Here is a 21,832-nt window from a genome sequence, read left to right on the forward strand (position 1 = left end):
CGGGTTATCATTTCCATGCCAGCGGCTTTTGCCATGCCTGTTTCAGAGAGGCCAGATCGCAATCCACGACCACCTGCTGTTTGCGGCTGCGAATGGTCAACCGGTCGGTATGTACCACTTCACCAATCTGACCAAACGGCACATGCGACATCAGCGATGCAAATTCATGAAAATGCGACGGAGCAACTTCCACGATATACCGGCTATTGGATTCACTAAACAACTGGGCATCGGTTCGCACGCACTCTTCGGTCGTCGGCAGACCGCGCAAATCAGCTTGGATGCCCAAACCGCCGGCAAACGCCATTTCCGCCAGTGCCACAGCCAGCCCGCCTTCGGAACAATCATGACAGCTTCGCACCAGGCCCTTGCGGATGGCCTCACTGAGCTTTTGAGCTGTTCGCAGTGCCCTGCTGATCTCAACTTTGGGAACATTGGCACCCAATTGGCCGTGCAGTCGATAATAATGGGAACCGCCTAATTCATTGGCTGTCGAACCCACCACAAACAGCAAATTACCCGCCTGTTTGACATCCATGGTCACACATTGGTTGACATCATCCACGATCCCGATGGCACTGATCAGCAGTGTCGCGGGAATCGAAATCACCCGACCATCTTCGCAGACAAATTCATTATTGAGCGAATCCTTGCCGGAGATAAACGGCGTACCGAAACCGATCGCCCCGTCATAGCAGGCCTGCGCCGCACGCACCAGCGTACCAAAGGTCGTCGGACGATTGCAATTGCCCCAGCAGAAGTTATCCAGCAGGGCAATTCGGTCGGGCCGGGCCCCCACGCAAATCAGGTTGCGAATCGCTTCATCGATGCCCGACAGAGCCATCCAGTAAGGATCGATATCGCCATAGAATGGATTCATCCCGCAGGCCACCGCAATCCCGCGATCCGAATGATGCAGCGGACGGATAACCGCCGCATCAGAAGGACCATCGTTGGCAATCCCGGTCAGGGGCTTGATCACACTGCCGCCCTGCACTTCATGGTCATATTGACGAATGACCCATTCTTTGCTGGCAACGTTGTAACTGGACAAAATCGCCAGAAGCTCGTCGTTGTAGTTTTTCTTTTCAGCAAGGGACGGTTCCGACAGTTTTGGGGTAGTCCATATCGCCTTGCGGGAATACTTGGAAATCCCTTCGTGCAGGAATTCCATGTCCAGCCGACCGACTTCCACGCCGTTGTATCGCAGGACAAGCTGCTTGTCATCAGTAAACCGCCCGATGACCGTGGCTTCCACATCTTCAGACGCAAACAGAGCCAGCGTCTTGTCTATTTGCTCAGGACGGACCGCAATAACCATCCGCTCCTGGGCCTCGCTGATCCAGATTTCCGTATAACTCAGTCCGGCGTATTTGAGCGGCACCTTATCCAAATCCACGACGGCACCAAGTTTTTCGCCCATTTCGCCAACAGCACTGGAAAGGCCCCCCGCACCGCAATCGGTAATGGCATCATACAATCCCTGATCACGGGCCATCAACAGTACATCCAGCATCTTCTTTTCGGTAATCGCATTACCAATCTGGACAGCATGAGAAAAAATCGTCTCATGTTCGTGGGTCATCTCGCCGCTGGAGAATGTGGCACCGTGGATGCCATCACGTCCGGTCCGACCGCCGACGACAACGATATAATCCCCGGATTTCTGATGTTTAAAGCATTTATCACGGGGAATCAGGCCGATATTGCCGCAGAAAACCAGCGGATTGGCGACATAACGATCATCAAAATAAATCGCCCCGTTAATGGTGGGAATCCCCATCCGGTTGCCATAGTCACGCACGCCGGAGACAACACCCTTCATAATCCGCCGGGGGTGCAGCACTCCCTTGGGCACCTCAGACAAAGGCATATCCGGCCGGGCAAAACAGAAAATATCGGTATTGGCGACCGGTTTGGCCCCCATTCCGGTACCCATCGGGTCACGAATCACTCCGCCGATGCCCGTTGCCGAACCACCGTAGGGGTCCAGGGCCGAGGGGTGATTGTGGGTTTCCACCTTAAAACAGACCGCCATATCCGGCTCAAACTCAATCACGCCGGCGTTGTCGGCAAACACCGAAATGCACCAGTCTTTGTTCAGTTCCTGCGTCGCCTTGAAAACCGTCTCCTTGAGCAGGTTGCCAAAGCGTATGGTCTTGCCGTCATAGTCCATCTCGACGGCACTTTTCAATGTCTTATGAACACAATGCTCGCTCCAGGTCTGGGCCAGCGACTCCAACTCGATGTCGGTGGGTTCGCGGCCGATGCGATTGAAATAACCCTGAATCGTCCGCATCTCGGTCAGATTCAAAAACAGGTCTTTTTCTTTGCTCAGACGGACAAGGCCTTCATCATCCAGCTCACGAATCGGGACATGCACCAGCTTCATCTGATACGGCTGGGTATGCGGGCTTGGCGGCTCGGCATCACTACCGTAAACCACTTCCTCAATACAGTCGTTGGCCAGGACACGACGGCAGATAGTCTGCACATCCTCCTGCGATACGGGCCCAAACAACACATATTTGCGCGCGGTACGCACACTGGCAACCGCTTTGGCCCCCATGTCTTTCAGCGCCGCCAGAACGGATTCGGCCGTCGGATCGGTCACGCCGCTTTTGAGGTGGACTTCCACCTGGGTCGCCTGCACGGCCCCCGAAGGCAGCGGTGCATGACCAATGACATATTCCTGACATACGGGGTCGGCAAGCAGTTCCCGCCCTACCCGTTGGGCAAATGCCTCATCAAAATCCGCTTCAATCAGATACACCCGTGTAAAATGCACATCGTCCACGGACTGAATCGCCAGCTCACGGATGCTGCCAAGCGTGGCTTTTCCGTGCACATCGGCAACACCCTGCCGACTGGTAATCTCAAATCGCCACTGTCTCACGTTGGGTCCCTAACAAAATGGTTCCGCCCAAGGCGGAATCCTGCCTGCTCTTGTTATCTTCTATGAATTATTGAATACCCGCCCGGCGGGTATTCGGGGTATCTTATCCCCCAAAGGCCAAAAAGTGAAATAATTTTATCCAACTTTTGCACAACAAACCAAGATTTTGATATATTTATACCTTCATATGTCCACATCAAAGCACGCCAGAAACCAGAAATAACGATCCCCCCCACTGCATCAATGGACAAAACCCCGTACAGCAGTTGCTGAATAGCCTGTCGTTAGGCCACACACGTATCGATAAAATAGCTGTTGTATAGTCTTATCAGGAAGGACACCCCGGGGGCTGCCGCTTGCCCTTGTCTGAATACTTCAAATTACAGCTTTTCTTTCCCCCAGAAAATAGTATAATCCCCGGTTTATTCTTTCGCATAAAACATGAATGAACAGCCGGAAGTAAGGTATATAACCATGGAAAAAGGCGGATACAACTTTACACAAATAGAAAAAAAATGGCAGGACTACTGGATCTCGAACAAGACCTTCGCGGCCCCTGATGGCTCGACGAAGACCAAAACCGCCCAGCCCGATCCGTCCTTGCCGCTGGAACAGCGTCCCAAATATTATGTGCTGGATATGTTCCCCTATCCGTCCGGCGCCGGCCTGCATGTCGGTCACCCGGAAGGCTACACCGCCAGCGATATCGTCGCTCGCTATAAACGGATGAAGGGATTCAACGTCCTGCACCCCATCGGCTGGGACGCCTTCGGTCTGCCCGCTGAGCAGTATGCCGTCCAAACCGGTACTCATCCGGCCATCACCACCCAGAAAAACATCGATAACATGCGACGCCAGATTCAGTCGCTGGGCTTTTCCTACGACTGGGACCGGCAGGTCGATACGACCGATATCAATTACTATAAATGGACCCAGTGGATTTTCCTGAAATTCTACAATAGCTGGTTTGATGAAACCCTGCAAAAAGCTCGGCCCATTGAGGAATTGCCCATTCCTGCCGAAATCCAGGCCCAGGGACCAGACGCTGTCGAGAAATATATCAACGACCATCGACTGGCGTATGAATCCTATGCCCCCGTCAACTGGTGTCCGGCGTTGGGCACTGTGCTGGCCAATGAAGAAGTGGTCGGCGGCGTCAGCGAACGCGGCGGCCACCCGGTTATCCGCAAACCCATGCGGCAGTGGATGCTGCGCATCACCAAATACGCCCAGCGGCTGCTGGACGGATTGGAAGGGCTGGACTGGTCCGAATCAATCAAAAAACTCCAGCAGGACTGGATCGGCAAAAGCGTCGGTGCCGAGGTGGACTTCCAGCTGGACGGCCACGATGCCAAACTGCGGGTCTTTACCACCCGCCCCGATACCCTGTTCGGTGCAACCTATATGGTCATGGCCCCGGAACATCCGCTGGTCGATGTGATTACCACAGCCCAATACAAGCAGGCCGTCGCAGACTATAAGGAACAGGCCGCCCGCAAAAGCGACCTCGACCGCACCGACCTGGCCAAAGACAAAACCGGCCAGTTCACCGGCGCCTATGCCATCAATCCGGTCAACGGGCAGAAAATCCCCGTCTGGATCAGCGATTATGTGCTCATCAGCTACGGCACCGGCGCGATTATGGCCGTACCCGCTCACGACGACCGCGACTTTGAATTTGCCAAAAAATTCGGCCTGCCGATTATTCAGGTCGTCAAGCCTGAAAATCCCGACTTGGCTGCCCAGGCGGAAAAAGGTGAAATTTGCTTCAGTGACAATGGCATCGCCATCAACTCCGGCCAATTTAATGGGCTTAAGACCCCGGAATTCAAGGAAAAAATCACCGCCTGGCTGGAAGAACAAGGCCTCGGCAAAAAAACCGTCAATTTCAAGCTGCGTGACTGGCTGTTCAGCCGGCAGCGGTATTGGGGTGAACCGTTCCCGATTCTGCACACCGAAGGCGACCGCACCATTGCCCTGAAGGAAAGCGACCTGCCGCTGGGACTGCCGGAAGTCGAAGATTTCAAGCCCACCGGCACCGGCGAACCTCCCCTGGCCAAAGCCTCCCACTGGGTCAATGTTACTCTGCCCGACGGCACCAAAGCCAAACGCGAAACCAATACCATGCCGCAATGGGCGGGAAGCTGCTGGTATTACCTCCGCTATACGGATGCAAAAAATCCCAACGCAGCCTTTGACCCGGAAAAAGAACAGTACTGGCTTCCGGTGGATTTGTACATCGGCGGTGCCGAACATGCGGTGCTGCATCTGCTGTATTCACGGTTCTGGCACAAGCTGCTGTTTGACCTGGGCTACACCTCCTCGCAGGAACCATTCAAGAAGCTGGTCAACCAGGGGATGATTCTGGGCGAAGACAACCAGAAAATGAGCAAGTCCCGCGGCAACGTCATCAATCCCGACAAAGTCATCGCCGACTATGGTGCCGACTCCATGCGTCTGTACGAGATGTTTATGGGGCCGCTGGAGGCAACCAAACCCTGGAGTATGCAGGGGGTTGAGGGGGTACACCGCTTCCTTGGAAAAGTCTGGCGACTGATCGTGGATCAGGAAACCGGCAATCTGCACAAGGCCGTGCAGGATACCGCTCCGGATGCCGATACCCTGCGGATTCTGCACCAGACTATTCAGAAGGTCACCCAGGATATCGAAGGCTTTGCGTTCAATACCGCCATCAGCCAGATGATGATTTTTGTCAATCATCTGGGCCGCTGCGATGTTCGACCCAAAACTGTCCTTGAACAATTTGTCCTGATCCTGTCGCCATTCGCACCACACATCTGCGAAGAACTGTGGGAAAAGCTGGGCCATTGTACAACCCTGGCCTACGAACCCTGGCCGGCATTCGATCCGGAACTGGCCAAAGCCCAGCAGGTCGAAATCGCTGTCCAGGTGCTGGGTAAAATTAAAGATAAAATTGTCGTGGCCGCCGATGCATCCGAGGCGGAACTGGAAAAAGTCGCCCTGGCCAGTCAAAAAGTCCAGGCCGCTATCGCAGGCAAACAGCCCAAAAAAGTGATTGTCATCAAAGGCAGGTTAGTCAATATTGTGATATAGAAACACCAGTCATCTAAGGCAATAAAAAGACACAATCGATTCAGAATAAACCGAGTCGATTGTGTCTTTTATTATTATTCCATCTTCTGCAGCAGGCTTTTAAGATAGGCATTTTCCCGACGCGTGGCCTCCAGATCAAACAAGAGATACTTGACGCTCACACGGAGATAATCCAGCGAATCCTGAAGTTTACCTATGCTATCTTTAAGCTGCTGCCTGCTTTGCTGAGTTTGCCGGGCCAGATCAACCAATTTCTGATAGGAAGGCTCTGGCAGCGGGCCTATTTCCCTCAACAGCTCCTGCAACTGTTTTTCAAACATGGCTTCGTTATTCATTTTATTAGCCCCCGGCTATTCATAATCGCTTTCACTATGTTGCATACCGTTATTCGAATTGCATAAGCAATTTCTATTCCGTCAGTGCTGTCCAGGGCCGTTTTATAGGCCAAAGGCAGCAAAATCCCGTTTATTAAAACAAAAAGAAAAGCTTTAATCAGGTTTTTGTAAGCCGGCGTTTATAACGGTCTTGCAATGGCGTTGTGTTTTATCAACATCCACCAAGACAACCCTTTGACATATTATCTCTATCTAATTGCAGCAAAATGACTTAGAAGTCCTGTTGACAATTATAAACACTCCCTCATTTTTGCAAAATTATCAATTTAACTGAAACATCCCCTGTCTTTTGTCGTCTTCATAGATATAAAGTATAAAGATGCTATTGCAAAGGAGTTGTATCAATGGTTCCAAGTTGATATAATATGGGAAATTTCGAGAACCAGAACCATGAGGATGCCGGGGTTGCACTTATTTTTATTATTGATTATTTCGTTTTCGGTTTTCGGACAGATCCAGAATAGGAGTTTTGAATACGCTGGACCGACGGAGCCGAATTCGTTACCGTTTGTACCTCCATTGGACTGGGACCTTGTAAACTATGCGGGAATACATTCTGTGTTTTATCCCAGCATTAATTACAATCAACCAGTCAAGTGGTGGATTCCCAGTCCTGTTGACGGAGAAAAATTCCTGGTCCTTTCCACAGGCGATATGGGGCTTGGCTCCGACTCAAAGATAGCCTTTTCCCAGGCTTATCAGGACTTGTTCCTCCCGGCCGGGACAACGATTACCGGCTCTTTCTTTTTTGGAACCTGTGATTATCGGCCCTTTACCGATACAGGCACGATTGTGTTAAATCCGATAGTTGATCCGAACAACCCGCCTCCGTACACGCTGTCCGATATTTCTATCGTCTTCTGTTCCGTAGATAGTGTCGGAGATTACGGAAGCACCGAAACATGGAAGGATTTTTCGTACACCATCACTCCAGAACAAGAAGGGTGGTATCATCTTACCATGAGCGTGAATGATGGAGGGGCAGATACCATTTATGAAAGCTATCTGGCGATTGACAATTTGTTGATTTGCGGACCCGGCGTTCTGCTGGGCGACCTCAACAAAGATTGCACAGTCAATCTGGACGATTTGTCCCTTTTTTCAAGAGAATGGCTCTGTGTCTGTGATACGCATCCGTGGGATCCGAATGTTCCCATGGATCCAAACACAATCCTCTCCGTTCCAGACTTTTCGGGCATCTTTGCGTCCAATAATCCCGATCCCAATACACCGACCGATCCGAACAGCCTATGCATTTATGCAGATTTCAACAGGAATTATGTTGTCGAACCCAACGATCTGATTCCGTTAACAGAAAACTGGTTAAAGACGGATTATTAAGATATTGTTTGTTCTATTTATTAACTCAACACCCATACATCACGTTCTATGTTTTACTTGACCATGTCTTTTGCCTGTAGCGTTTTTTTATGCGGACATATCCGTCCTGATTCTTTACATTCATGCTACAATATACCATAATCATTTTGACAAAGACTCCTGTCCAGAGGTATAATTAGAGGAAGAAAGTTGGCCTTGATTGTTCTGACTAAGGAGAGAAATATGAACTTCCTGAAGGCCCCCAAAGACTCACAATTATGGCGTATCAAATGGCATCAAATGTTTGCGGCAGTTTTGGCGGTCGCTTTTGTCGTATTCCTTCTCGAGTTCCTCTTTAAATGTTATGAACAGCACGCCACTGCCCGATTTTTTGAATGGTTGTTTTTTGTTTTGATTGGTTTTGCAACCCTTATTCTATCTTTTTCCATGGTGTTATTACTGTGGGAATGCGTGCAATCATCCAAAGAAATTGAAATTAAACTGGACAATTTGACAGAAGTGATGGCCCGCAGCAACACCCTTCTTACCCAAATCAATAAAGCATCTCATCTGAGTGATACAGCCAAGGAGATTGCTTTTCAGGACATAGAACAACTTGAATTGGGCGAGGCCGCATTGACCCAATTGCATCAGCACGATTTCGATGCCGTGGAATCGATGCTTAAAGCGATGGGAGAATCCCCCCGCTATCAGCAATTGGGAGTCAAACTTCAAACGATAGCTGAGAAATACCGCACTTCGACTGAAGAAGGACGGGTCCAGCAGATTATCACGCATATCGAAGAATTGATGGACCAGGCCCGCTGGGCCCAGGCAGCAGCCCAAATCGATACGTTAATGAAAATGTTTCCCTATTCGGAAAAAGCCAAATCTATGCCCTCGCGTCTGCGGGAACGCAAAGATTTACGAAAAGGTGAGCTGCTTTGTGAATGGGACAGAGCAGTGCAGGCCAAGGATACGGACAGGAGCCTGGCCATCCTCAAAGAACTGGATCAATATCTGACTCCCACCGAAGCGCTGGCACTGCAGGAATCAGCCAGCACCGTCTTCAAAACCAAACTGCACAATCTTGGGGTTCAGTTTACCATGGCCGTAACAGAACGCAATTGGTTGTCCGCCCTGGAAACAGGCAAAGAAATTGTGCAAAACTTCCCTAACAGCCGGATGGCAACCGAAATCCGATCCAAACTGGATATTCTCCAGGATCGAGCTCGAAAAAGCCGTGAAGAAAAGAAGCAATAACCTTGTCCGCGGTTTAACGAAATGAATTTCCTGATTTGGATATCCTTGCACGGGAGGTACTGTTTGTTTGCTCTCCATCACACAGGGGTTCGTGTATGACTCTGAAAGGAATCGGCATGATGCATCCAATGACCCTGCGAGGCTTTCTGCTGGCCGCCATACTGACTAGCTACCTCTATGCAGCGGCGGAACCCGCAGGCCTGAAGCATGAAGCGGCAGCCGCTGGCCTTTCCCCTTTTCTGAATGAACCTGCCGAATACAAAAACATGCGAATGGCCTGGTGGCGACAGGCCCGCTTTGGGATGTTTATTCACTGGGGCCTCTATGCCGAGCCGGCAGGACAATGGAACGGCAAGACTCATTATGGAGAATGGATCCAGAATGAGGCTCAAATCCCCCTTGACGATTACACCCAAATCGCCACACGATTCAATCCCGCAAAATTTAATGCTGCAGACTGGGTCCGCATTGCCCAGTCCAGCGGAGTCAAATACCTCGTCATCACCAGCAAGCATCATGACGGTTTCTGTCTGTTTGACAGCACGCTGACCGACTATACCGTGATGCATACCCCATTCCATCGCGACATTCTCAAGGAGTTATCCGAAGAATGCCGCAAACAGGGGCTGAAGTTCTGCACCTATTATTCCATTATGGATTGGCACCATCCTGATTATCTGCCTCGCCGCAGATGGGAAAAACGCCCGGCGGAGGGAGCCAACTTTGACCGTTATGTCCAGTATATGAAAGGACAGCTTAAAGAAATAATCTCCCGTTATGAACCGGCGGTCCTCTGGTTTGATGGGGAGTGGGAGAATACATGGACCGAAGAACGAGGACGCGATTTATATCAGTACGTCCGCAGTCTGAAGCCGGATATGATTATCAACAACCGCGTCGGCAAGGGTCGCCAGGGCATGGCCGGGACGTACGATCCCAACGAGGCGGTCGGAGACTTCGGAACCCCCGAACAGGAGATCCCCGCAACAGGACTCCTTTATGACTGGGAAACCTGCATGACGATGAACGATCACTGGGGATACAACAAAGCCGACAAAAATTATAAAAGCGGTCCCGATTTAATTCGCAAGCTCGTGGATATTGTATCCAAGGGCGGCAATTTCCTATTAAATGTCGGCCCCACCGCAGAAGGCCTTTTTCCGCCCGAATCCCTCCAGCGGCTGGAGCAAATCGGCCAATGGATCCACATTAACGGCGACAGTATTTACGGTACGACGGCAAGCCGGTTCAAAGAGCTGACTTTCGGACGCAGTACCACCAAAGGCCATCGCCTGTACCTCCACATCTTCGACTGGCCCGCTGACGGCAGGCTTGTCCTGCCGGGATTGGTCAGCAATCCCGTATCGGCACATTTTCTTCAAGACCCGAATTGCCCGATTGGGATTACCTGCGAACCGATCAATGTCGTATTGGCTGTCCCCGAAAAAGCCCTGGATCCTGTTGTAACGGTCATTGAATTAACATTTGATAGCGAGCCTGAAATTATATATGGGCCGGAAATTTACCCGGAAGAAACCGAATTCACCTCGCCGATCGACGTATCCTTCAGCGATTTTGTGGTTGACGGCCCCTACCGAATCCATTACACCCTCGACGGGTCCGACCCCAACAGCAGCAGTCTTTACTACGAAGAACCCTTCACCCTGCGCAACAGCGCCATCGTATCCTGTGTAAAAATAGCCAGAGATGGCCGGCCGGTAAGCCCCATCAGCCGAAAACACTATCTTCGCAAGGAAACACCCAAGAATTCCAACCAATAATCCATATCCAGACCTTGCTTGGAATTCTGAGTATATGGTTAAATTGGGGATGCTGCCAAGTAGCACTTTGCTGCGGGGCCATCCCTCATTTTTTTGGTGGGGATGGAACAAAAACAACACCCCACATAAAAACGTGTATCCCTTTGAAATATAATGGGTTACAATTATCACAGGCAGGCTTTTTTGGTCTCTGAACCGATTTTTTCTTGATTTTGCTATGAGTAATAGGTTAATATTTCGTTGGAAAGATAGGGAATTTGGAAGAGGTGTGGGAAATATCATCATATACTCATTTCAACATCTCGCCAAAGTGTGTCAATAATAAGAGGGACGTAAACGTTCTGTAAAACGTTTTATTGTAACCATTTTTTCGGAGGATCGTGAAGATGAAGAAGGTATTGGTTTTAGGTATGGTGGCTGCGTTGGCCACTGTGTCACAGGCCGTGGTCATCGATTCATTTGTGAACATCGATTTTGATTCCGGGATTGTGACTACCGGCAATGGACCGTTTAAAGGCTTTGACGCGCCCTATGCTCCAGAGATTGCAGGCTGGACCAACTATCGTAACGGCGCTGCCGGAGAATTGAATGACGCCGGGGTTGAGGCTGCCGATGTCGGCTGGTGGCTTGGCGGGTATGGTTATCAAAATGCCGGCTTTATGAGTTCCGGTGATGCCGCCTATACGATGAGTTCCTACACCATTAAGGCCGGTGATGTATTTGATATTTCCTATATCGCTGCCCGCTGGGGTTGGACAGGCACGGGTGAATGGACAGTCTCTTTGTTCTATGACAACCCGGCCAATGTTTTCGGAACCTACGTCCAGGCCATTAACAGCGACTGGATGTCACAGCATATCTGGTACAACAGCACCACCGGCATTGCTGCCACTCCGGAATCGGTCGGCGGGACTCTGGGTATTCTCGTCAAGAGTACCGGTACTGGAATCGCCCAGATCGATGAAATTGCAGTCAATGTCATTCCCGAACCGGCAACGATGGCCCTGCTGACACTGGGCGGACTGCTGCTGCGTCGCAAGAAATAAGCGGTTTACATTTCGCTTATTCCCATAGACACCAACACAAAGCCCCGTCTTCTGGCGGGGCTTTTTTTATGCTCAGATGGAAGGACGACTGCACCTGGTACCGTCGTTGCGGGACTATTCAAAGGCACTGGGCTTACCGACATCCTTAAACACAAAATTGGCACTTTGATAAATCGGAACAATCACTGATCCGGTAGTCGGGTCCGGCTCCTATCCAGTCCGGAGGGCTTTGGTTGCAAATTTCACAGGTTCTCCTTAAATGGTTTTATTTCGTCCCAAATCAGGCAACAATGTCGGCAAACAGAACTGAGGATAAATACCGCTCGCCAAAACTGGGGGTGATCACCACGATGGTCTTGTCTTTATTTTCCGGCCGGGACGCAACGATATCCGCCGCACGCAGCGCTGCCCCAGAGGAGATACCGACAAACAACCCTTCAAGCCTGGCCGCACGCCGTGCCCAGTCAATCGCCTCATCCTGATCCACGGCAACCACTTCATCAATCACCTTGAGGTTTAGTGTCTTGGGAACAAATCCCGCACCAATGCCCTGTATCTTGTGCGGGGCGGGTTTGATCTCCTGACCGGCCAGCGTCTGGGTCAGGACAGGGCTTTGGGCCGGTTCGACAGCAATCGCTTTGAAGGCAGGATTGCGGGATTTGATCACTTCAGCAATGCCGGTAATCGTTCCGCCGGTGCCAACCCCGGCGACAACCATATCGACTTTACCCTGGGTATCGGTCCAGATTTCCTCGGCGGTCGTGCGGCGATGAGCCTCGGGATTGGCAGGATTCTCAAACTGCTGCGGCACAAACGAATTGGCTTCGGCGGAAGCGATTTCCAGCGCGGCAGCAACCGCTCCTTTCATCCCGCTGGCAGCCGGAGTTAATATTAATTCTGCCCCGAGAGCCTTGAGCACCTTGCGGCGTTCTATACTCATCGACTCGGGCATCGTCAGAAACAGCCGATATCCCTTGACCGCACAGACAAAAGCCAACGCAATACCGGTATTGCCGCTGGTCGGCTCAATAATCACGGTTTTATGATTAATCTTTCCGGCCCGCTCTCCGGCTTCAATCATCGCCACACCAATGCGGTCCTTGACGGAAGCCAGCGGATTGCGGCTTTCCAGCTTGGCCAGAACTCTGCCGCCGGGAATCAGTTTATTGATTTTTACCAGCGGGGTTTTGCCCACAGTCTGGATAATCGTGTCATGAATATTGGTCATAATTCAATCCTTTCTTTTTCCGGTTAACCCTGTCGGGAATCACCTGCGACCAGAAGTTATACGTATTATATCGAGTAATCGTCCGCAAAAAAACGGGCATTTCTTAATCGGATGAATACAGATTCACCTGCATGCAGCATTAATTCATTATAATGCTGACGGGTAATCTCTGCTTCCACCGTCTCCTGGGTATCCTGCCGAACAAGCTGAACACGGGCAATCGGCCCCACAGGTGCGATATGGACAACTCTGGCGGCAATCGCATCGGGGGTACACTGTCGAACAATGTCAATATCGTGCGGTCGGACATAAGCCGCTGTTCGGGACATAGGTTCGGCCTCATGCCCGCCAAATAAATGACGCCCCTCTCCCGCACGGCCATGGAAGATATTGACATTGCCCAGAAAATTGAACACAAACGGATTGGCCGGATTATCATAGACTTCCTCCGGCGCTCCAACCTGCTCAATCCGGCCGGCATTGAGCACCGCAATCCGGTCGGCCACCTCAAGGGCTTCTTCCTGGTCGTGGGTGACAAACACGCTGGTAATGGACATTTCGTCATGAAGTTTCCGCAGCCATTGCCGTAACTCCTTGCGGACTTTGGCATCCAGCGCCCCGAACGGCTCGTCCAGCAGCAGGATTTTCGGCTCGACCGCCAGCGACCGGGCCAGCGCCACCCGCTGCCGCTGACCGCCGGAAAGCTGATGCGGATACATCCCGGCATGGCGCTCCAGCTGAACCAGCTTGAGCAATGCGTACACGCGATTCCGGATTTCGTCTTTGCTGGGGCGGAATTTGCGTGGACGCACGGTCAGGCCAAAGGCTACATTTTCAAAAATATTCATATGGCGAAACAGCGAATAATGCTGAAAAACAAAGCCGACTCGACGCTGCCGGACAGACTGGGCACTGACATCATCGTCATGAAACAAAACCGGCCCGCTGCCGGGATCAGGCTGCTCCAGCCCCGCGATAATTCGCAGCAACGTTGTCTTGCCGCAGCCGGAGGGGCCCAGCAAAGCCATCAACTCACCGCTGCGAATCGTCAGACTAACGTTTTTCAAGGCGGTAAATGATCCGAATGTCTTGCTGATATTGGTGATCTGAATACTCATCGTATGCCTCCGACGACAGCCTTGGCCTGATCTTTTTTAGTCTTCCATTCCACAAGGGTTTTCGCCGCCAGCGTAATCAGCGCCAGCAGGGTCAGCAGTGAAGCCATCGCAAATGCCCCGACAAAATTATACTCATTGTACAGAATTTCAATATGCAGCGGGACCGTATTGGTCTGGCCGCGAATATGGCCGGAGACCACCGAGACCGCCCCGAATTCGCCGATGGCCCGGGCATTGCAGAGAATGACACCATACAGCAGACCCCATTTGATATTGGGCAGAGTCACCCGCCAAAACATCTGCCAGCCGCTGGCACCCAGGACCAGCGCCGCCTGTTCCTGTTCGGTGCCCTGCGACTGCATCAGCGGAATCAATTCCCGCGCGATAAACGGAAACGTCACAAACAAAGTTGTCAGGACAATCCCCGGCAAGGCAAAAATAATCTTGATATGGTGTTCCATCAGCCAGGGACCAAACCAGCCGTGTAACCCGAACAACATCACAAAGATGACCCCCGAAATAACCGGTGAAATCGCAAACGGCAAATCAATCAGGGTCAGCAACAGACCTTTGCCGTAAAACTCGAATTTGGTAATCGCCCAGGACGCGGCCACACCAAAGACCAGATTCAGCGGAATCACCACCAGCGTAACCAGCAGTGTCAGCCGCATCGCCGACCGTGCATCGGGGTCGGAAAAAGACTGCAAATACACACCGATGCCTTTGCGAAACGCCTCCACAAAGACGACTGCCAGCGGCAGAACCAAAAACAGACCCAGAAACAGGATGGCTATCAGGGTCAGAATCAAGGGTGTCCATCGTCCCCTGTAAGCAGGGTGCGTCTGACGCAAATGCGATTGAATATAAGTCATTGACATTGTCTGCTCCTTTGTGTCCATCGCTGCAAAAGATTAATCATCAGCAGCAGAATAAACGACAGCACCAGCATCACCAGGGCAATCGCTGTCGCCCCCGCGTAATCATACTGTTCCAGCTTGGTGACAATCAGCAGCGGTGCAATCTCCGTTTTCATCGGCATATTGCCCGCAATAAACACCACCGAACCATATTCGCCCAGCGCCCGTGCAAATGCCAGGGCAAATCCCGTCAACAATGACGGCAGCAATTCAGGAAAGAGTATTCGCCGAAAGGTCTGAAAGGGCGTTGCTCCCAGACTGGCCGCCGCTTCTTCGATTTCCGTGCCGAGGTCTTCCAGCACCGGCTGTACCATGCGTACCACAAACGGCAGCCCGATAAAGGTCAGGGCAATCACAATCCCCAGCGGTGTAAAGGCCGCCTTAATCCCCAGCGGGGCCAGCAGACGCCCCATCCAGCCAGTGGGAGCATACAGGGTCGTCAGGGCAATCCCGGCCACCGCCGTCGGCAAGGCAAACGGCAAATCCACCATCGCATCAATCAGCTTGCGTCCGGCAAACCGGTATCGTACCAAAACCCATGCAACCAGCAGCCCGAAGACAGCATTAATGATCGCAGCCGCAAATGACGCCCCGAATGTCAGCCGATAGGACGCCAGCACACGCGGGGATGTAATGGTTTGCCAAAAATGACCGGCATCCATGCGTAACGCGGACACAAACAGAGCCGACAACGGTATCAGAACGATCAGGCACAGGTAGAACATCGAAAATCCAAGCGTCAGCCCAAAACCGGGAAGTACATGCGTAGGTTTATTCCGTATTTTCATCGTACTGGCCATCCAGCCGTCATAACCGGCCGCCTTCGGTTTGATTGTTCTGTTGATTATTTAATTCCATAAATCTGGTCAAAGACTCCGCCGTCATCAAAATGGCGTTTCTGAGCTTTCTGCCAGCCCCCAAAGACCTCATCAATCGTAATCATTTTTATTTTGGGGAACCGCTGGGCATAGTTTTTGGCGACCGATTCCAGCCGCGGACGGTAAAAATTCCTGGCGGCAATGTCCTGCCCCTTTTCCGAATAGAGAAATTCCAAATAAGCCTCAGCCACCTCGCGCGTCCCGCGGCGATCCACAACCTTATCCACAACCGTAACCGGCGGTTCTGCCAGAATACTCAGGGATGGAATAACCATCTCAAATTGATCGGCACCAAATTCCTTGATTGCCAGGAAGGCCTCGTTTTCCCAAGACAAAAAGACATCGCCGATTCCCCGCTGCACAAAGGTGGTGGTAGCGCCTCGGGCGCCGGAATCCAATACCGGAACATTCCTGAACAGCTTGCTGACAAAATCGCGTGCATAGGCATCGGCCTCTGTGGATTGCTCCGCATCGTTGTGCTCCGGATGCCGGGTTTTATACTGTTCCAGGGCAAACGCCCAGGCTGCCAGATAATTCCAGCGGGCACCGCCGGAGGTCTTGGGATTGGGCGTAATGACCGATACCCCCGGCTGAATCAGGTCATCCCAGTCTTTAATCTGTTTGGGATTGCCTTTGCGCACCAAAAACACAATCGTCGAGGTATATGGCGAACTGTTATGCGGAAGCCGGGACTGCCAAGTTTTGGGAAACAGCTTGGCCTTGTCCGCGATGGCATCAATATCATACGCTAAAGCCAGGGTCACCACATCGGCTTCCAGTCCATCGATGACGGCACGGGCCTGCTTGCCGGAACCGCCATGCGACTGGTTTATCACCACCGTATCACCGGTCTTTTCCTTCCAATACGCTGCAAATTCCTTGTTAAACTCCTGATACAATTCCCGCGTTGGGTCATACGACACATTCAGCAATTTGATGTCTTTGCCAAAGCCCGGAATGCTCAACGCCAATACGCCCAATACAATTGTTTTGATCCATGATTGGATAGCCATACTCTTCTCCTGCTAATGGGTCTTTCACGCTTTTATTCGACCATTTTAGTCGTACTTAAAAAACAAAAAAACTATATCCCTGCTCCGCCAATCAACTCCAAATTAAAAACTTCCTCCCGTCGCACCGGAACACCTCGATAAATGCTTTCCAGAGTCGCTGAATCCATCAACTGGGCTGTATGATTACGCACATCCAAAAACAGTCTGCGAAAACGACACACCGGCTCCTGCGAGCAGGATTCATAATGGTAAACCGAAACACAGCCAATAGGTGCCAATACGCCGTCAAAATGCCGTATGACCTCCCCTGCTGTGATTTTATCTGGGCTTTTAGCCAGGATATAACCGCCCTGCTTGCCCATGGCACTCTGAACCCAGCCCCGGGATTTCATCTCGAGCATAATCTGCTCCAGAAACCGCTTGGGGACCTTGTTGCGGTCAGCCAGCTCCCGAATCGGAATCGGACCACGCTGATATTCTTCCACCAGCGTAAACAACACCCGCAACGCATAATCCGTTTTCATCGATATTTTCATGTGCCACACCTTAGTACGACTTATATGGTCGTATATTAACACAAAACACCATCTCAGTCAATTTAAAAATATAAAATCTTTCGAATGGAGCTTATTTCAAGACAATATCTTGCTTTAATTAAAAAAAGCCTAAAGCAGCTCGCGTTTCTTGAGTTTATACGCAATTAATTTTTCACGTTTTGCACGAGCCGATTCCAGAAGCTGATTCACTTTGTCTGAATTCTGGGCAGAGATCGCCTTTTTCATCATATTCAATTGCCTGATAACCCGATCAAGTCCTTTCACAATATTGTGATGATTGGTCAGCACAATATCCATCCAGACATCGGCCGGGCCGGAGGCAATCCGGGAGGTATCAATAAATCCCTTGCCAGCAAACTTCATATCCTCAAAATCGCTGCTATTAATCAAAGCAGCTGCCAGAACATGCGGCAAATGACTAATCAGGCCAAAGATCCGATCATGTTTTTTAGGGTCCAGAGTCACCACATTGCAGCCTAATTCCGACCAGAACTGTCGCAATAATCGGATTGCGTGAGTATTGGTTTTGACCGTGTGGGTCAGAATACATCTGGCCGACGTTAACAGGTCGTCGCGAGCATACTCCACGCCCCGCTTTTCCGACCCGGCTATGGGATGGGAACCCACATAATAAACATTTCGGGGCAGGTTTTTATCGGCCCATTGATGAACAAGAGCTTTGGTTGAGCCAACATCAGTTACGATCGCCCCCGGCTTCAAAAAAGGAGCAATCTGACCAAAGTAAGTTTCAAATGTTAAAATTGGGGTCGCCAGAATCACAATATCCGCATCACACACAGCCTCTTCCAGCGTTTCGGCAATCTGATTGGCCACGTTCAACTGACGTGACTTGTGCCGGGTGGACGCACGATGGCTGTAGCCGACCGTAAAAACTTTCGGAAAAGCACGCAGACAAGCCATGGTCACACTGGCCCCAAGCAACCCCATGCCAATTACGCTGATTTTTTGCAACCCATTTAATTTAAACATTTTATATGTTTCCCTGCAAACACAACTGTTCCTCCAGAAAGTAACGCCAATAGACTGCCAAGTCAATTTTTTTCTTCCCATCGGACAGTAAAAATGCTATATTATCTGCATAATTATTGTAATTACAGAGGCAATAACTCGCATATTTCTTCTGTTTACCTTCGGCGTAAACGGATGTTTTATATATCCTTTGCTAATGCGTTGGCAAAGCAGTAAATTTCAAGCGTGTATTAATATGCAAGCCTCTTCGGGCAACCATTGAAAGCAATGCCTGTCGGGGGACATTAATCTTAAAGTAAATTTATAATTAGGACTCTTAAGGAACAAAAAGACAATATGTCTGCAGTAGAAATAAAATCGTCTGCGCCTGTTTATTTACCCTTTGAAGATCAAATTGCCAGGCTGGACCGGCAAATCGAAGAGCTGCGTAAACAGGACAATTCCCTGCAGGGCCCCAATGGCCCCCAAATTCGCCAGCTTCAAAAAGAGCAAACCCAGTTGCTGAAAGACATTTACGCCAATCTGTCGGCCTGGCAAACGGTCCAGGTTTCCCGCCATCCCCAGCGTCCTCTGCTCAGTGATTATCTGAGTCTGTTGTTTAAGGATGTCCGAATTCTTCACGGCGACCGCTGTTATGGCGATGACCGTGCCATTGTCACCGCGTTGGGCCAAATCGGACGTGAGAAGGTCATGATTGTTGGCCAGAACAAAGGCAAAGATATTAAAGAAAAGATTGCCTGCAATTTCGGATGTGCCAACCCGGAAGGATATCGCAAGGCGTTGCTGAAAATGAAGCTGGCAGAGAAATTCGGCCTGCCCATTATCACGTTGATTGACACCCCGGGCGCCTACCCCGGCATCGGTGCCGAAGAACGCGGCCAGGCCCAGGCGATTGCAGTCAATCTGATGGAAATGTCGCGGTTACGGGTACCGATTATCTGCGTTGTCATCGGCGAAGGCGGTTCTGGCGGTGCTCTGGGCATTGGCGTTGGGGATAAACTTGCGATGCTGCAATATTCTTACTATTCGGTCATTTCACCGGAGGGCTGTGCAGCCATCCTCTGGCATGACGGCTCCCAGGCTCCCAAGGCCGCCGAAGCCCTGAAGCTCACGGCCAAAGACCTTATGCAGCTCAACCTAATTGATGCAGTCATCCCCGAACCTCTGGGGGGCGCTCATCGCAATGTTCACGATACCATTTATAACGTTGAACAGTTCCTCTTAAAATCACTTGCAGAGCTTAAACGTCTCAAAATAGATACTCTTCTTGACAGACGCTATCGGAAAATTCGCTCCTTTGGCCAGAATTGCGTTGAACTGACCTCCCAGGAGGCTCCAACAATACCAGACCGGCTATCGGCCAAAGTCCAGATTACCCAAAACATGCAGCCGGCCCCCATTCAGCAATAACCAGCAATACAAAGGGGGGCTTGGGCCCTGTGGATAGGCCAATCTGTCTGCGGATACCGACTGGATTGGTCATTTTCCCTCATTTATCTGCCTGTCAGAAAATGTCTTGACAGAAATAGCCCCCCGTGGGTACCATACGAACACCTAAAGGCTTTATTTATGGAGATTTCCGGTGAGACGTATGAAACATACTCAAGTGATTTCGTCCCTGATGGTCAGTGTCGTCATGGTGGGTCTGGCAAGCTGCAAAGACAATCCCGAAGATGCCGCCGCTAAAAAACTTCAAAAAAGTACTGCAGCCGCCCTGGCCCAATACAACAAAAATCGGGATGCACAGGCTGCTCAAGAGTCTCTCCAGGCAGCCCTGTCCAGCACCCGCCCAACCGGTCTTACCGGAAGCTCGTCTTTGTTCAGTACCGCCGGGTTGATGATCACACAGGCCCAGAAGGATCGTGCTCAGCTGCAGATTGATACCTACACCCTGAATCAGTCCATCGAAGCCTTCAATCTCAAACTGGAACAACTGGCCGACCTGACTGCTCAGTCCGAACGGGTACAGAAACTTCTGTCCTTATCGGATGCTGAAATCTCCGAACTCCAGACCTGGATTGGCACCGAGCAGGAACCAACCAGCCTCAAAGGCAAAATTGTCAAGGCTCAGGCGGATGTCAAACAACTCACCGAAAAGAAAGCCGCTCTTGAGAACGAATTCACCGAAAACCGCGATAAAATGCTGGCCCTTGAATCGCAGGCTGACGACCTGCTCCGGCAGGCCAATACGGCTTCCGGCCAGCAGAAAGCCGACCTCGAAAAGGCTGCTTTTGATATCAAAGACCAGAAAAAGCCTTTTACCCTGAAAGCTCAAGATGCAGAAAACGCCCTGGCACAGGTCAATTCGCAATTGGCCATTATCCAGCCTCATCTTCAACGTCTTTCAAATGACTTGCAGAACGCACAAGACAAGTTGCAGGCATTAAAGACATCTTCGTCTCGTGAACAATTGCATGTTCAGCAGCAGGAACTGGCCCAGGAGATTGCCGCCGGGAAAAAAGCCCTGGCCGAACAAACAGAAATCTTGACAAAACAGATCCAGGAGCATCTGCAGAAAACCGACGCCGTGATCGCCGCTGTCGAACAGGCCATCGCCAAGTTCAAACAAATCAATGCTCGACAACTGGAACCCAATCTGAGCATGTCCCTGGGGAATGCTTATGCCCTGCTGGCTTCACTCTACTCCCAGAAAGTCCTTTATACCTCAGACATGGGAACACGCCTTGAAGGCATCCTGGCAACCTATCAGACTGTAGTCCCCGAAGGCATCACTTCGCCGGTGGCATCTGCTCCGGATGCAACGCTGGCCCAAAAAGCCATGGAAGCGTTTGAACTGGCTCGAAAAGCATTTGACGATGCCTTTGCCGCCAGCGGTCAGCTTCGGACCGGTGCCAAAGAAGCGGAATTGGCAGCCCTCAAAGCTCAGATGCTGACACTCAAAAACAAGAGCCGCCTGGCCGACCGCCTCAGCGATTTTGACACCGCTGAGAAAGTTGATGCCGAACTGGAACAGCTCATGCAGAAAGCCAAAGAATACGGCATGATGTTCAATCAGTCCGCTACGGCCATGCTCCTGACCAAAGGCCTGGACTTTATCCCGACCCTGCCGGTGGACACCGCCATGATTCTGGAAGGGATTAAAAAAGAATTCATCGACTGGCGCAGACTTCGCGGCCCGGCGCAGGAAGAAGAAGTCACAAAACTGCTTGCTCGCATCGCTGATCTGAAACTGGAATATGCCGGGGACAACCTGATTATCCCCTTCCTCGATCAGGAACAAAAGGCCATGGAGGAACAGAAAGCCAAAGGCTTTACGGAAGAAGCCGCTGCCGCCGAACCCAACAGCCTTGATGCAGGTGCAGCTCCGATGAATCTGGGATTTTAGACAGGAAAT

The 21,832-nt window shown here is 51.0% G+C and carries 16 protein-coding genes; 7 read left to right on the forward strand and 9 right to left on the reverse strand.

Translation table 11 applies throughout. From position 1 onward, the window contains the following. Nucleotides 1–7: 7 nt before the first annotated feature. On the reverse strand, nucleotides 8–2,896 hold the full coding sequence (purL, locus tag ACQ9LF_RS07715) for a phosphoribosylformylglycinamidine synthase subunit PurL (protein ID WP_462488810.1): 2,889 nt from the start codon (nucleotides 2,894–2,896) through the stop codon (nucleotides 8–10). Between the two features lie 474 nt (nucleotides 2,897–3,370). Here purL and leuS point away from each other — a divergent pair, with 474 nt between their 5' ends. Further along, the gene (gene leuS, locus ACQ9LF_RS07720; RefSeq protein WP_462488811.1) at nucleotides 3,371–5,971 is read left to right on the forward strand and encodes a leucine--tRNA ligase; all 2,601 of its coding nucleotides are present in this window, start codon (nucleotides 3,371–3,373) and stop codon (nucleotides 5,969–5,971) included. A 74-nt stretch (nucleotides 5,972–6,045) separates the two neighbouring features. On the opposite strand, the gene ACQ9LF_RS07725 is transcribed toward leuS, so the two are convergent. Next, on the reverse strand, nucleotides 6,046–6,306 hold the full coding sequence (locus ACQ9LF_RS07725; RefSeq protein ID WP_462488812.1) for a hypothetical protein: 261 nt from the start codon (nucleotides 6,304–6,306) through the stop codon (nucleotides 6,046–6,048). Between the two features lie 618 nt (nucleotides 6,307–6,924). On the opposite strand from ACQ9LF_RS07725, the gene ACQ9LF_RS07730 reads away from it, so the two are divergent. The 4 genes from ACQ9LF_RS07730 to ACQ9LF_RS07745 all read left to right on the forward strand — a co-directional run bounded on the left by ACQ9LF_RS07730 (nucleotide 6,925) and on the right by ACQ9LF_RS07745 (nucleotide 11,776). Continuing rightward, nucleotides 6,925–7,707 carry a hypothetical protein gene (locus tag ACQ9LF_RS07730; protein ID WP_462488813.1) on the forward strand — a complete coding sequence of 261 codons (783 nt, stop codon included), beginning with the start codon at nucleotides 6,925–6,927 and terminating at the stop codon, nucleotides 7,705–7,707. Between the two features lie 222 nt (nucleotides 7,708–7,929). After that, entirely contained in the window at nucleotides 7,930–8,949 is a 1,020-nt protein-coding gene (locus tag ACQ9LF_RS07735) for a hypothetical protein (protein WP_462488814.1), read from the forward strand. Between the two features lie 95 nt (nucleotides 8,950–9,044). Continuing rightward, entirely contained in the window at nucleotides 9,045–10,730 is a 1,686-nt protein-coding gene (locus ACQ9LF_RS07740) for an alpha-L-fucosidase (RefSeq protein ID WP_462488815.1), read from the forward strand. A 386-nt stretch (nucleotides 10,731–11,116) separates the two neighbouring features. Further along, nucleotides 11,117–11,776, forward strand: coding sequence for a PEP-CTERM sorting domain-containing protein (locus ACQ9LF_RS07745; RefSeq protein WP_462488816.1), 660 nt, complete (start codon nucleotides 11,117–11,119; stop codon nucleotides 11,774–11,776). A 280-nt stretch (nucleotides 11,777–12,056) separates the two neighbouring features. On the opposite strand, the gene cysK is transcribed toward ACQ9LF_RS07745, so the two are convergent. The 7 genes from cysK to ACQ9LF_RS07780 form a co-directional block, all read right to left on the reverse strand. Then, complete coding sequence (cysK, locus tag ACQ9LF_RS07750; protein ID WP_462488817.1) at nucleotides 12,057–13,004, reverse strand: cysteine synthase A; 948 nt, start codon at nucleotides 13,002–13,004, stop codon at nucleotides 12,057–12,059. Between the two features lie 65 nt (nucleotides 13,005–13,069). Next, nucleotides 13,070–14,122: a sulfate/molybdate ABC transporter ATP-binding protein gene (locus tag ACQ9LF_RS07755; protein WP_462488818.1), complete on the reverse strand. Its 1,053-nt coding sequence runs from the start codon at nucleotides 14,120–14,122 to the stop codon at nucleotides 13,070–13,072. Continuing rightward, nucleotides 14,119–15,000: a sulfate ABC transporter permease subunit CysW gene (cysW, locus tag ACQ9LF_RS07760; RefSeq protein WP_462488819.1), complete on the reverse strand. Its 882-nt coding sequence runs from the start codon at nucleotides 14,998–15,000 to the stop codon at nucleotides 14,119–14,121. The genes ACQ9LF_RS07755 and cysW overlap by 4 nt, the downstream gene beginning before the upstream one ends. Further along, the gene (cysT, locus tag ACQ9LF_RS07765) at nucleotides 14,991–15,827 is read right to left on the reverse strand and encodes a sulfate ABC transporter permease subunit CysT (RefSeq protein WP_462488820.1); all 837 of its coding nucleotides are present in this window, start codon (nucleotides 15,825–15,827) and stop codon (nucleotides 14,991–14,993) included. The genes cysW and cysT overlap by 10 nt, the downstream gene beginning before the upstream one ends. Nucleotides 15,828–15,883: 56 nt before the next feature. Further along, nucleotides 15,884–16,930: a sulfate ABC transporter substrate-binding protein gene (locus ACQ9LF_RS07770; RefSeq protein WP_462488821.1), complete on the reverse strand. Its 1,047-nt coding sequence runs from the start codon at nucleotides 16,928–16,930 to the stop codon at nucleotides 15,884–15,886. A gap of 71 nt (nucleotides 16,931–17,001) precedes the next feature. Beyond that, the gene (locus tag ACQ9LF_RS07775; RefSeq protein WP_462488822.1) at nucleotides 17,002–17,466 is read right to left on the reverse strand and encodes an RrF2 family transcriptional regulator; all 465 of its coding nucleotides are present in this window, start codon (nucleotides 17,464–17,466) and stop codon (nucleotides 17,002–17,004) included. A gap of 129 nt (nucleotides 17,467–17,595) precedes the next feature. Then, nucleotides 17,596–18,477 (reverse strand): prephenate dehydrogenase, encoded by an 882-nt coding sequence (locus ACQ9LF_RS07780; protein ID WP_462488823.1) that lies wholly within the window; start codon nucleotides 18,475–18,477, stop codon nucleotides 17,596–17,598. Nucleotides 18,478–18,813: 336 nt separating this feature from the next. Here ACQ9LF_RS07780 and ACQ9LF_RS07785 point away from each other — a divergent pair, with 336 nt between their 5' ends. Continuing rightward, entirely contained in the window at nucleotides 18,814–19,887 is a 1,074-nt protein-coding gene (locus tag ACQ9LF_RS07785; protein ID WP_462488824.1) for an acetyl-CoA carboxylase carboxyltransferase subunit alpha, read from the forward strand. A gap of 181 nt (nucleotides 19,888–20,068) precedes the next feature. Beyond that, complete coding sequence (locus ACQ9LF_RS07790; RefSeq protein WP_462488825.1) at nucleotides 20,069–21,823, forward strand: hypothetical protein; 1,755 nt, start codon at nucleotides 20,069–20,071, stop codon at nucleotides 21,821–21,823. Nucleotides 21,824–21,832 lie beyond the last annotated feature (9 nt).

This window comes from Anaeroglomus insulsum (genome assembly GCF_050689095.1).
In the GTDB taxonomy this organism is placed as follows: Bacteria; Planctomycetota; Phycisphaerae; order Sedimentisphaerales; family Anaerohalosphaeraceae; genus Anaeroglomus; species Anaeroglomus insulsum.

Coding starts and splice junctions, on each gene's coding strand:
- ACQ9LF_RS07770 (WP_462488821.1), bottom strand. CDS start 16,930: ATGGCTATCCAATCATGGATCAAAACAATTGTATTGGGCGTATTGGCG.
- leuS (WP_462488811.1), top strand. CDS start 3,371: ATGGAAAAAGGCGGATACAACTTTACACAAATAGAAAAAAAATGGCAG.
- ACQ9LF_RS07740 (WP_462488815.1), top strand. CDS start 9,045: ATGACTCTGAAAGGAATCGGCATGATGCATCCAATGACCCTGCGAGGC.
- ACQ9LF_RS07775 (WP_462488822.1), bottom strand. CDS start 17,466: ATGAAAATATCGATGAAAACGGATTATGCGTTGCGGGTGTTGTTTACG.
- ACQ9LF_RS07790 (WP_462488825.1), top strand. CDS start 20,069: ATGAAACATACTCAAGTGATTTCGTCCCTGATGGTCAGTGTCGTCATG.
- ACQ9LF_RS07780 (WP_462488823.1), bottom strand. CDS start 18,477: ATGTTTAAATTAAATGGGTTGCAAAAAATCAGCGTAATTGGCATGGGG.
- ACQ9LF_RS07785 (WP_462488824.1), top strand. CDS start 18,814: ATGTCTGCAGTAGAAATAAAATCGTCTGCGCCTGTTTATTTACCCTTT.
- ACQ9LF_RS07755 (WP_462488818.1), bottom strand. CDS start 14,122: ATGAGTATTCAGATCACCAATATCAGCAAGACATTCGGATCATTTACC.
- cysW (WP_462488819.1), bottom strand. CDS start 15,000: ATGTCAATGACTTATATTCAATCGCATTTGCGTCAGACGCACCCTGCT.
- ACQ9LF_RS07725 (WP_462488812.1), bottom strand. CDS start 6,306: ATGAATAACGAAGCCATGTTTGAAAAACAGTTGCAGGAGCTGTTGAGG.
- cysT (WP_462488820.1), bottom strand. CDS start 15,827: ATGAAAATACGGAATAAACCTACGCATGTACTTCCCGGTTTTGGGCTG.
- ACQ9LF_RS07735 (WP_462488814.1), top strand. CDS start 7,930: ATGAACTTCCTGAAGGCCCCCAAAGACTCACAATTATGGCGTATCAAA.
- cysK (WP_462488817.1), bottom strand. CDS start 13,004: ATGACCAATATTCATGACACGATTATCCAGACTGTGGGCAAAACCCCG.
- ACQ9LF_RS07745 (WP_462488816.1), top strand. CDS start 11,117: ATGAAGAAGGTATTGGTTTTAGGTATGGTGGCTGCGTTGGCCACTGTG.